This is a genomic window from Corynebacterium sp. MSK047, from assembly GCF_030232285.1.
GTDB lineage: Bacteria > Actinomycetota > Actinomycetes > Mycobacteriales > Mycobacteriaceae > Corynebacterium > Corynebacterium jeikeium_D.
Map to the genome: position 1 here is coordinate 1 of NZ_JASPJI010000037.1, position 10,187 is coordinate 10,187.

Sequence of the window (10,187 nt, forward strand, 5' to 3'; positions counted from 1 at the left end):
ATTAACAAACAATTAACCAGAAAGTCAAACCAACGACTCCCAGCGGCTAACCGCACGAAAACATTTCCCCCACATCACCACAACAAGCAATCACATCGCCCTGTCGTGCTGACCCCAGATACATTACACACACCCCACCCAAAGACACAAAACCCCAGGTAAAATAGCGAAAACCACCACAAGTCACCACTGGAGAATCACTCCCTACGGTTCTGAAGCATCCAGAACCGAAGACTTGCGATGGTTTTCCGCACCGCGCGTTTAACTAGCACCGTGCGCTTAGCCGTTAGCCATTGACCAGAGGCCAACAATCACTAGCTAACCCGTTCAACCGATGCGCCAAGAGAATTGAGTGTCTCTACGAAGCCCGGGTAACCGCGATCAATGTGATAGACATCGTGCACCTCAGTGACGTCACCTTCTTCAGTACACAGTCCAGCAAGCACTAGTCCCGCTCCGGCGCGAATGTCCGAAGACCACACAGGTGCGGAACTCAGCGTTTCCTTTCCGCGAATCATCACGTGGTGGCCATCGATAGTCGCGTCCGTGCCGAGGCGAATCATCTCGTCGACAAACCGGAAGCGCGACTCAAAAACGTTCTCGGTAAGCACTGACGTCCCTTCGGACACCGCGGACAGAGCAATGGCCATGGGCTGCATGTCCGTCGGAAAGCCTGGGTATGGCAGCGTTTGGTAGTTCACACCCTGCGGACGCCCGTCCATACGCACGCGGAAGCCCTGCGGGTAGGTCTCGACCTGAGCGCCTGCGTTCTTCAGTTTTTCCAGAGGAAGGTGCAGGTATTTAGGGTTAATGCCAACGACCGTAATATCGCCGCCGGTCATCGCTGCAGCATAAGCCCAGGTCCCTGCGATAATTCGGTCGCCGACAACCTTGTGCTCAGTCGGGTGCAGCTTCTCTACGCCCTCAACCGTGATGGTGTTAGATCCCGCACCCGAAATCTTGGCGCCCATCTCCACGAGCATCTCGCACAGGTCGACAATTTCGGGCTCACGGGCGGCGTTATCCAGCACAGTCGTACCTTCCGCTAGTACGGCCGCGGTCAGAATATTCTCGGTCGCGCCGACGGACGGGAAGTCCAGCTTGATGTTCGCCCCCTTGAGTCGCCCCGCCTCAGCCACCACGCAACCGTGGTGAATATAGGTGCGTGCTCCCAATTTCTCCAGGCCAGCCTGATGCATGTCCAGCGGGCGGGAACCAATAGCGTCACCACCGGGCAGTGCGACAATCGCGTTACGGGTACGCGCCGTCAGCGGCCCGAGCACACAGACCGAAGCGCGGAACTGGCGCACGGCATCGAAATCGGCGTGATGCGAGAGTTCTTCGGGCACCGTGATTTCAATCCGGTCGCCCTCGCGCGTCACGGAGCAGCCGAGCCCTTCGAGGACCTTTTGCATCAATGGCACGTCGTCAATTTCAGGGCAGTTCGTCAGTACTGTCGTGCCCTCGGCGAGAAGCGCCGCACCCATCAGTTTCAGAACCGAGTTCTTCGCCCCGGAAATCTGAACCTGACCATTTAGCGTCGCTCCGCCTTTAACCAGAAATCGCTCATTTCCCACTCCCCCAGCCAACCACATTTCGCAATATCGCGCTTAGGCTTGAAGCTATGAGCGTTCATCTAACTCGCATTTACACTCGCACCGGCGACGACGGCACCACTGGATTATCCGATTTCAGCCGCGTTCCCAAGGATGATTCTCGCCTTATCGCCTACGCCACGTGCGAGGAGGCCAACGCCGCACTCGGCCAGGCGCTCAGTTTCGGCACGCTTGACGACGAAATCTCGGCTGTCATTCGCTACGTGCAGAATGACCTCTTTGATGCCGGAGCCGACCTGGCAACACCTATTGAAGAAAACCCGAAGTACCCGCCGTTGCGTATCGAGCCGGATTACATCGAGCGACTCGAGCACTGGTGCGACCAGTTCAATGAACAACTGCCGAAACTGGATTCCTTCATCCTCCCGGGAGGCACACCAGCCGCGGCACTGCTGCACACAGCTCGGGTGATTACTCGCCGGGCCGAGCGTGCGGCATGGGCTGCCTGCCGCGAGTTTCCCGAAACCACCTCAGTCCTACCGGCGAAGTATCTCAATCGCCTGTCTGACCTGTTGTTTATTCTTTCGAGAGTGGCCAATGACGGCAACGACGTTAAGTGGATCCCCGGTGGTGAGCGCGAAACCGAGCGGCAAGCAGGGGGTAAGTAGCGGGTCAAGTAGCAGAACTGACTACCCCAATACCCGCGGGTTTGGGCGCAAAGGAACCGTCGTCAAGCGGTTTACGGCAGTGCGCCGATGCGACGGGCCGCGTTGACGGCCTCGTAGCGAGTGTGGGCGCCCAGCTTGCGCATCACGGAGCGGAGGTAGGACTTAACCGTCTCGGCACCGATACCCATCTCCTCTGCGGCCTCGACGTTGGTGTGACCGAGGGCGACACAGGCGAGAACATCGAGCTCACGAGCCGACAGCTTGGTGGTCTGCTTGACGCGAACCGGGGTGACCATCTGGTCACAGAGCACCTCGAGTTCCTGGCGCAGCTTCTCGTCATCCACACGGTTAGCGAGCATGCGCAGCTTGGAGTGCGTGGAACGAACCTGCTCCCACTCAGCGCCATTCATGATGCGGCCGCCCTTACCGTTGCCAGAACGATCCATGTTGCGGCAGGCATCGACGACAGCGAGGTCCTGCTCCAGGCAACGGGCGGTCATTGTGACCTCTTCAAGAACCTTGTCCCCCAGGCGCACCGAGGAGTGCACGCCACCGTAGAGCACGCCACGGACAAGACGCGAAACGATCACCGGCACGGCGACCAGCGAGTGCAGGCCTTCGTCACGAATCTTGTCGTCATACTCATGGGTAATAACCTTGGCGCGCAGGTAGTCACTGACACCCACCGGGCGGCGCGTGGCCAACACGCGACCACCGACACCCGCACCCGATTCCACAGTCAGATTCTGCAGGGCCGGAGTACGCAGGCCAACCCAGTTGTTGATCTGCATCTTAGAGTTATCGGTGACTTCCGCATACATTGTGACCGGAATACCAGTCGCATTCTTTAGGGCGACCAAGGACGACTTAATAACCTCATTGTCGTCCAGAATGCGGTGGGGATCCATCTCGCGTCCTCCTGCGTAACGGGCAAATTGCTTCACTGGCACCCACAGAGGCACCATCAGCCTGTGACTTCGCGCCGACTTACACTCCTACGAAATGGCCAACTACCGCTCAGCGGCCACTGACCCTTTCGGGGGCTGTAAACCGTACAAAGTAGATAGTACCCTCCGAACGGGTACACCTGCATTAAGGCATCCGTCACACAATCTTAGGAAACAACTAGGTTTCTCTACAAGTACGTAAAGAAAATACCAGGATAAATCCTGTCATTAGCCCCGCCTCGGCCGAATAAATACAAGGCAGGGGGTAGCTATTTTTCCGCTAACAAACTGCGTGAATGTTAATAACAGAGGGTAATGAACGGCGTTTTACCCCCAATGCGGACATTTTCGAAAAAGACCTTCGCTTATTTTGCATCGTGCGCTATTGTCATACATGCAACAGGTTTTGTTGAGTTCCACTTTCAATGCTACGTCCTCCACGTGGTTGTCCGAAGGTGGTGCACAGCAAACGCAAGAGGGAATCCGGTGCAATTCCGGAACTGTCCCGCAGCGGTAATCTGGAACAAAATTCGCCAACGGCACTGAGGTTATTTCAACCTTGGGAAGCGGCGAAAAGTAGGAAAATTGATAATAAGGATCTGCACGTAAGCATTGAAGCTTGCGGCAGTCGTCATCCCCTTATTGTCGGTCACGCCAGAAAGTCCGAATACCTGCCTGATGCGCCGAGGGCACTGCAAAGTGTCACGGCCACGGAGATCGCCCGCGGACAGGTGTGACGTGAAATGGAAGCGAAGAAATGCGACAGCTTCGCCTATATTTCTAGGCCTATTTTCATAGGCATTACGCCCTGCCCGCGGGCGTTTTTCTCATTTTTAGCGCGGTTTAGCTGCACATATCGATGAGCTATTCACCAACCAAGCCACTCGCCTAAACATCCTCTGGATGGCACACATCTCGCCCAATCGCCTTGGAGACCACGGGCGCCCAGGGCAAAGCCAGTCGAGCATGTTCGACCAACCGTCGATCGGCCAAAATTTCTTCCTTGGCGCCGACGCGCAGTTTGCCGTCGGCAAGCACCGCTGCCCTATCGGCGAAATTCCACGCGAAGTCGATGTCGTGCGTGGCGACGACGACGGCAGTGCTCTGATCGCGCAATTGATTGAGCGTGTGTGCAAGCTTTCGGGTCGCCTGCGGATCGAGGCCGGCGGAGGGCTCGTCGAGAAGCAGCACACGCGGATGCATCGCCAGCGCACCAGCGAGAGCGACGCGCTTGCGCTGACCATAGGAAAGCTGGTGCGGAACGCGTTCGGCGAGATCGGTGATCTCGGCGGTACCTAGAGCCTGCCGGACGCGCCGTTCGACTTCCTCGTTCTTAAGCCCCAGGTTGACGGGACCGAACGAGACGTCTGCAAACACGCTAGCCGCGAAGATTTGCTCATCCGGATCCTGCGTGACCATCTGCACTGAGCGACGGACCGCATTGCGGCCGTGCCGGGAGTACGTGTAGACGGTGCCGTCAAGGCGGACCTCACCACTATTGGGCTTAGACGCTCCCGCGAGCATACGCAACAGCGTGGACTTGCCCGAACCGTTTGCCCCCAACAGCGCTAGGCGCTCGCCACCCGAAATTGCCAGATCCACGCCTTTCAGAACGTGGGTTTCGTCGTAAGCGTATGTAACTGCAGCCGCTTCGACAATGACACCGTTGGCACCATGTACGTGATCAGCGCGATTTTTCCTGCTGCTCGACATCCCTATACACCCCATTTCAGCAGCGCCCAGGCCGCAATCAACGACAAAAGTAATGCACTGGATATCACGATGAACTTCGGCTGCCTGGGCCGCGAAATCACCAGTACTTTCATTGCGCTCGGATCGGCGCGCAGCTCGATTCCCTCTTGCATCTTGCGCGCGCGGGTAAAGGCAATGACAAAGAGGCTGGCGGACTGTGCCGCTACATCTCGGATCATCGCCCGGCGCGTGGAGTGTCCCAAGCGTCGTGCTTGCGCTTCCGTCATCGAGTGTGCGGAGTGAATCAGCACGCCGGTCATCCGGTAAATCACCTCGGCGAGGTACGTCAAGTATCGCGGCAAGCCGTGCTTGTCGAGCCAGGCAATGAGCTCCGAAATCGGAGTGGTCAGCGCAAAGACCATCGTGCAGCTGATACCCGCAAACGAACGCATCACAACCTGCGCCATTCGCTGCGGGCCATCCGGCGACCACGCGAGACCGTCGGGAGTAAGCGCTACCAAAAGCGGAAACGCGCCGACGAGCACAAAAGCCGCCGGTGCCAGCACCATTGCCACATACAGCTTGCGGGGCACTCGGGCTATGTACGCAATAGACCAAGCAATGACCGCAATGACAGGCGCAAAGGGAATTGGCGGTAGCGCAACCGCCAGAATCAGCAGCCCACCGAGCAGCAGAATCTTTTCACCCACGTTGCGGCGTGCCCAAGCGCTGCGCGCCGCTGCAGCTTCTAGCGCATTCACTGCTCTTTCTCGCGCTTGTCCGAACGCGCAGCAGCCTTCCCTCGGTAGAAGCCAATAACGTAGAACAGGACGCCAGCACCGATAACGGCCTGGAGCGCGAACAGACCCGACTCGACCTCACCCGGCAGCTCGCCGACGAGTGGCTCGAACCACGGCTCGTAGTTCGGGTCGATTTCCTGAATTGTCTCCGTAGCGGTGGCATCAGTGCCGGCGAACGGCTCCTCGGCGTCGTCGTCCCCGTAGTTGAAGAACAGCGGGAACATGGCAATTACGACTACCAGGACAATGAGACCAACGCTGACCCACACGGAGTTCTTCTTCGGCTGGCTAGCTGCCTGTGCGTCGACAATCTGCGCGTTGTTTTTTGCATTCATAATCGTGCTCTCTTTCGCTTCTTTTCGCTTGACGACGGCTACTGCTTCTGGCCAGATACGGATGCAGCTGCCGCATTCTGCGAAGTGACAGATCCTGCAACAGCGTCAGCCGTGGCTTCTGCAGCTTTCGCCTCCAGCGCCGGTGCTGGCGCATCACCGAAGCGGGACAGGAAGCCGAGATCGAGGAGCTCAGAATGTGCCACGGCCAGCAGGGTGCGCATGAGAATGACGGTGACCAGAGCCTCGATGATCGCCAGCGGAATCTGCGTGATAGCGAACAGGCCGAGGAATGTAGCCAGAGCGCCGCCGACACCGCCCGGGTTTGCCGGGTGTGCAAGAGCGAGCTGCACGGAGGTCACAACATAGGTGGAGAGGTCAGCGAAGAACGCTGCCATAAACACACCTGGTAGCAGGCCTCCGCCGAGCTTTCGGGTCAATACGTAGAAGGCGTAGCCGACCCACGGGCCGACGATTGCCATGGAGAAGATGTTCGCACCGAGCGTCGTAATGCCGCCGTGAGCGAGCAAGATTGCTTGGAAGAGCAACACGATGGAGCCAAGCAGCGCCATCACCGGAGGTTTGAAGATTACAGCACCAAAACCTGTACCCGTCGGGTGCGAAGTGGAACCCGTCACGGATGGAATCTTGATTGCGGAGAGCACGAAGGTAAACGCGCCGGCAGCACCGAGCAGCATGCCGCTACCGGGATGTTCTTTCATAGTGCGCTTGACTTGAATTGCGCCGTGAATGACAAAGGGAGCGGCAGCTACGCCCCACCCAATGCAATGAGTAACTGGGAGAAATCCCTCAGCAATATGCATGATGTAAATCATCTTTCTACGGCGCTATTCACCTCGACAGCACCGCTCGACCGCCAATCCGCGGACGCGAATTGGATGATTTACAGTCGGTCTCCTGGCTGATGGGCTGAGGAAAGCTTCACACTTCTATTAATGCTTCGCCTCCTTCCCCAAAGGTTTGAGTCCCCCTGAGTGGCTTCGACGAAGCACCGCAATCGCTGAGTCCATTGTCTGCGTTTTCCGGTTATCGCATATAACCGCTGTGCAGATAAGGGCCGCAATCGCGCCCAATCACAGTGGCGAGGGCCGCTGCCTATTTACAAGGCATTCCCGTGCACTGTAAATCACGTCTCAGAATAGTGGATTCTAAGAAACTTTAATGCTCTTTACCCTCACAATGGAGGTAAGGACGAGCAAGGCAATGAGATAGCGTTAACGCGGCAAGAGCAGGAGCATTGCGACAATAGCGGTGCGACTGCGACGACGCCGGCCGCGGCGACTATGACGGTGGCGACACCGGAACTGACAGCTTCCACTTCCCTACGCAAGCCATGAAATAGACGAACTGGTCTGTACTAATTGCAGGATCAGGCGTACACTACGGCTACACGCGAAAACTCATTAGGAAGTCCTCTGTGATTTCCGGAATGGATAAGATTAATGACTATTTATAACGATGTCACTGAACTGATCGGCAACACCCCGCTGGTTAAGCTCAACCGTGTTACCGAGGGCCTGCCGGGCAACGTGATTGCCAAGCTGGAGTTTTACAACCCTGCCAACTCGGTCAAGGACCGCATCGGCAACGCAATTATCGATGCCGCCGAGCGCTCTGGCGAGCTCAAGCCGGGCGGAACCATCGTCGAGGGCACCTCAGGCAACACCGGTATCGCGCTGGCAATGGTCGGCGCAGCCCGCGGTTACAAAGTCATTCTCACTATGCCGGACACCATGAGCCAGGAGCGCCGCGTCGTTCTGCGCGCATTCGGCGCTGAGCTTGTACTCACCCCGGGCGCGGATGGCATGCGCGGTGCTGTCGATAAGGCCAACGAAATCGTGGCTAACACCGACAATGCAATCCTGGCTTCCCAGTTCGCCAACCCGGCCAACCCGGCTATCCACGAGGCAACCACTGGTGAAGAAATCTGGGAAGCTACCGACGGCAAGGTTGATTACTTCGTGGCTGGTGTCGGCACCGGCGGCACCATTACCGGTGCTGGTCGCACGCTGAAGAAGCACAACTCGGACATCCAACTGGTTGCCGTTGAGCCGAAGGCCTCCCCGCTGCTGACCGAGGGCACCGCCGGCCCGCACAAGATTCAGGGTCTGGGCGCAAACTTCGTCCCAGAGGTTCTCGATCAGGAGCTTCTCGACGAGATCATTGCGGTTACCAACGAGGACGCTATTGAGGTCTCCCGCAAGGTCGCTGCAGCCGAGGGCATCCTCGGCGGCATTTCCGCCGGTGCAAACATCAAGGCTGCTCTCGAGATTGCAGCCCGCCCGGAGTCCGAGGGCAAGAACATCGTCGTGATTGTTCCTGACTTCGGCGAGCGCTACGTCTCCTCCATCCTGTACGAGGATCTGCGCGACTAAAGCCGAGCACTATAAGCACCCGTAACCTTCTCTGCAGAGCCCGCTAGCTGGCACTTTCCGTCGGCAAGCGGGTTTTTGCATTGCCCACACCTCCGACCAGATAGAATTGACGCCCATGAGTGACTTTTTCCGAATCCTCAAAGAGGATCTGGACAATGCCCGCGCGCATGACCCAGCTGCGCGCAGTGATGTAGAAAATGCCATTGTCTACTCCGGCCTACACGCAATCTGGATTCACCGATTCTCGCACCGCCTTTGGAAACGAGGCGGGATTTTCAAGGGCATTGCACGAGTACTCGCACAGTTTTCCCGTTGGCTGACTGGTATTGAGATTCACCCGGGCGCTCAAATTGGCCGAAGGTTCTTCATCGACCACGGTATGGGCATCGTCATTGGCGAAACCGCAGAAATCGGTGACGGCTGCATGCTCTACCACGGCGTGACGCTTGGCGGCCGCTCACTGGAGAAGGTAAAACGCCACCCCACCCTGGAGGACAACGTCACCGTCGGAGCAGGTGCGAAAGTCCTTGGCCCCATCACAATTGGTGCAGGCTCATCAATCGGCGCCAACTCCGTGGTCACCCACAGCTGCCCACCCGATTCCATCGTGATAGGAATTCCGGGCCGCGTACGCCCTGCCAAGCCCGAAGAGCACAAGCCGTTGTGCGATCCGGCGGTGTACGTCCAGGGTGACGGAGACTTCATCTAGCCCCGCCCTAAAACTAGCTCTACATACAAAAGCCGGCCGGCTTCTTTGTGCGTTCTTCGCCCTTCAGCGACTAGCCAGCCAGTAGATCCTGGTATTCCGGGTTTTTCTCCACGAAGTTGGCAACAGCGGAGCAGCTGGTGCGAATCTTTCGGTTGTTCTTCCGAACATCATCCAGCGCGCCTGCGATAAGCGGCTTGGACAGGCCTTGTCCACGGAATTTGCCATCTACAACCGTGTGGTCAAAGTCCAGGGCACCTTCCACCGGGGTGTAAGCGGCAAAGCCGGCCTCTTCTCCCTCTACGGTGAGAACGTAGCGCTGACCGGCCTCATCATGCGAAATAGTGTGTGCCATTTTCGGAATCACTTCCCTCTCATGGTTGTGAAGCGTCGTCATTGCAAACGACTCTTAGGATGTAACCCAGATAACAGCTCTCGCTTCGGATTAATTCCGAATTCTGGTTAATTCTGCACTAGCGGGGGTTCGCCCGGGTGCTCGTCGGCACGCCCGACAGCGACACGGCACGGGACATCGCCCTTCGCGACCTTAGTCGCAGCCTCCCCCTCTGCCCACCCTGGGCTGACGGCCTCAGCGAGCGGGCCTGCCAGGTCCGCCATTTCGCAGTGAGACAGCCCCGGAGCCACCACACTGATGCGGTAACGCTTCCGATCCCCCGGATCCATGCCCGGGTTGGCCTCCGCCCACAAATCAGCGAGAGAGGAAGTGCGCCCCACATCGGGCATGACATCCTCGTAGACGTTGACTTCCTGATCCGGAATCAGTTCCGCGAGCACCCCACGAACCTTCTCAGCAGCCGATTGACTGCCCTCAGCATCCGTGTAGACGAAGATGCGCACGACCCACGGCAGCGTCTTATCGTCGGACAGCGTTCCTGCTGAGGCGAATTCCTTACTCATGCACAACATCCTATCCGCTAGGGTGTGTACGCGGTTTAATTTCCCCCACTTTAAGGTTTTCGCACGGCTCGATGCACTGTGCTTTACGACGATCCCGGGTTAAGGGTCAAAAAGTGTGTCCGGAATCGCGGATTTTCACGGATTGACCTGTAGGTTTCCGGAAAGTATATGC

General features: G+C 57.7%; 11 protein-coding genes and 2 riboswitches. Of the genes, 3 read left to right on the plus strand and 8 right to left on the minus strand.

The features are described from left to right. Positions 1-314: 314 nt before the first annotated feature. Complete coding sequence (gene murA, locus QP981_RS10840; protein ID WP_224433880.1) at positions 315-1,577, minus strand: UDP-N-acetylglucosamine 1-carboxyvinyltransferase; 1,263 nt, start codon at positions 1,575-1,577, stop codon at positions 315-317. Positions 1,578-1,624: 47 nt separating this feature from the next. Between murA and QP981_RS10845 the strand changes: the two genes are divergently transcribed. Beyond that, complete coding sequence (locus QP981_RS10845; RefSeq protein ID WP_048733794.1) at positions 1,625-2,224, plus strand: cob(I)yrinic acid a,c-diamide adenosyltransferase; 600 nt, start codon at positions 1,625-1,627, stop codon at positions 2,222-2,224. Between the two features lie 71 nt (positions 2,225-2,295). Here the strand turns inward: QP981_RS10845 and ramA are convergent, their stop codons facing one another. From ramA to QP981_RS10870, 5 genes are all read right to left on the minus strand, one after another. Continuing rightward, the gene (gene ramA, locus QP981_RS10850; protein ID WP_005511953.1) at positions 2,296-3,132 is read right to left on the minus strand and encodes an acetate metabolism transcriptional regulator RamA; all 837 of its coding nucleotides are present in this window, start codon (positions 3,130-3,132) and stop codon (positions 2,296-2,298) included. Positions 3,133-3,593: 461 nt separating this feature from the next. Beyond that, positions 3,594-3,864: riboswitch (cobalamin riboswitch) on the plus strand. A gap of 195 nt (positions 3,865-4,059) precedes the next feature. Beyond that, positions 4,060-4,884 (minus strand): energy-coupling factor ABC transporter ATP-binding protein, encoded by an 825-nt coding sequence (locus QP981_RS10855; protein ID WP_049190261.1) that lies wholly within the window; start codon positions 4,882-4,884, stop codon positions 4,060-4,062. Positions 4,885-4,886: 2 nt separating this feature from the next. Continuing rightward, the gene (cbiQ, locus tag QP981_RS10860; protein ID WP_070549912.1) at positions 4,887-5,624 is read right to left on the minus strand and encodes a cobalt ECF transporter T component CbiQ; all 738 of its coding nucleotides are present in this window, start codon (positions 5,622-5,624) and stop codon (positions 4,887-4,889) included. Continuing rightward, positions 5,621-5,998: an energy-coupling factor ABC transporter substrate-binding protein gene (locus QP981_RS10865; RefSeq protein ID WP_049173058.1), complete on the minus strand. Its 378-nt coding sequence runs from the start codon at positions 5,996-5,998 to the stop codon at positions 5,621-5,623. The genes cbiQ and QP981_RS10865 overlap by 4 nt, the downstream gene beginning before the upstream one ends. A 38-nt stretch (positions 5,999-6,036) precedes the next feature. Then, entirely contained in the window at positions 6,037-6,819 is a 783-nt protein-coding gene (locus QP981_RS10870) for an energy-coupling factor ABC transporter permease (RefSeq protein WP_049190264.1), read from the minus strand. Between the two features lie 67 nt (positions 6,820-6,886). Then, positions 6,887-7,155, minus strand: a riboswitch (cobalamin riboswitch). Positions 7,156-7,458: 303 nt separating this feature from the next. On the opposite strand from QP981_RS10870, the gene cysK reads away from it, so the two are divergent. Both cysK and epsC read left to right on the plus strand, forming a co-directional pair. Further along, entirely contained in the window at positions 7,459-8,391 is a 933-nt protein-coding gene (cysK, locus tag QP981_RS10875) for a cysteine synthase A (protein ID WP_070601725.1), read from the plus strand. A gap of 115 nt (positions 8,392-8,506) precedes the next feature. Next, positions 8,507-9,100 carry a serine O-acetyltransferase EpsC gene (gene epsC / locus QP981_RS10880; protein ID WP_005511963.1) on the plus strand — a complete coding sequence of 198 codons (594 nt, stop codon included), beginning with the start codon at positions 8,507-8,509 and terminating at the stop codon, positions 9,098-9,100. A 70-nt stretch (positions 9,101-9,170) separates the two neighbouring features. On the opposite strand, the gene QP981_RS10885 is transcribed toward epsC, so the two are convergent. Beyond that, positions 9,171-9,452, minus strand: a complete 282-nt coding sequence (locus tag QP981_RS10885) for a GNAT family N-acetyltransferase (RefSeq protein WP_048733762.1) — start codon at positions 9,450-9,452, stop codon at positions 9,171-9,173. Positions 9,453-9,559: 107 nt separating this feature from the next. Next, positions 9,560-10,015 (minus strand): hypothetical protein, encoded by a 456-nt coding sequence (locus tag QP981_RS10890; protein WP_048733759.1) that lies wholly within the window; start codon positions 10,013-10,015, stop codon positions 9,560-9,562. Positions 10,016-10,187 lie beyond the last annotated feature (172 nt).

What these genes read in the sequence shown, in the direction of transcription:
- QP981_RS10890 (WP_048733759.1), bottom strand. Translation starts at nt 10,015, where the DNA reads ATGAGTAAGGAATTCGCCTCAGCAGGAACGCTGTCCGACGATAAGACG.
- QP981_RS10885 (WP_048733762.1), bottom strand. Translation starts at nt 9,452, where the DNA reads ATGGCACACACTATTTCGCATGATGAGGCCGGTCAGCGCTACGTTCTC.
- epsC (WP_005511963.1), top strand. Translation starts at nt 8,507, where the DNA reads ATGAGTGACTTTTTCCGAATCCTCAAAGAGGATCTGGACAATGCCCGC.
- QP981_RS10845 (WP_048733794.1), top strand. Translation starts at nt 1,625, where the DNA reads ATGAGCGTTCATCTAACTCGCATTTACACTCGCACCGGCGACGACGGC.
- QP981_RS10865 (WP_049173058.1), bottom strand. Translation starts at nt 5,998, where the DNA reads ATGAATGCAAAAAACAACGCGCAGATTGTCGACGCACAGGCAGCTAGC.
- ramA (WP_005511953.1), bottom strand. Translation starts at nt 3,132, where the DNA reads ATGGATCCCCACCGCATTCTGGACGACAATGAGGTTATTAAGTCGTCC.
- QP981_RS10870 (WP_049190264.1), bottom strand. Translation starts at nt 6,819, where the DNA reads ATGCATATTGCTGAGGGATTTCTCCCAGTTACTCATTGCATTGGGTGG.
- cysK (WP_070601725.1), top strand. Translation starts at nt 7,459, where the DNA reads ATGACTATTTATAACGATGTCACTGAACTGATCGGCAACACCCCGCTG.
- QP981_RS10855 (WP_049190261.1), bottom strand. Translation starts at nt 4,884, where the DNA reads ATGTCGAGCAGCAGGAAAAATCGCGCTGATCACGTACATGGTGCCAAC.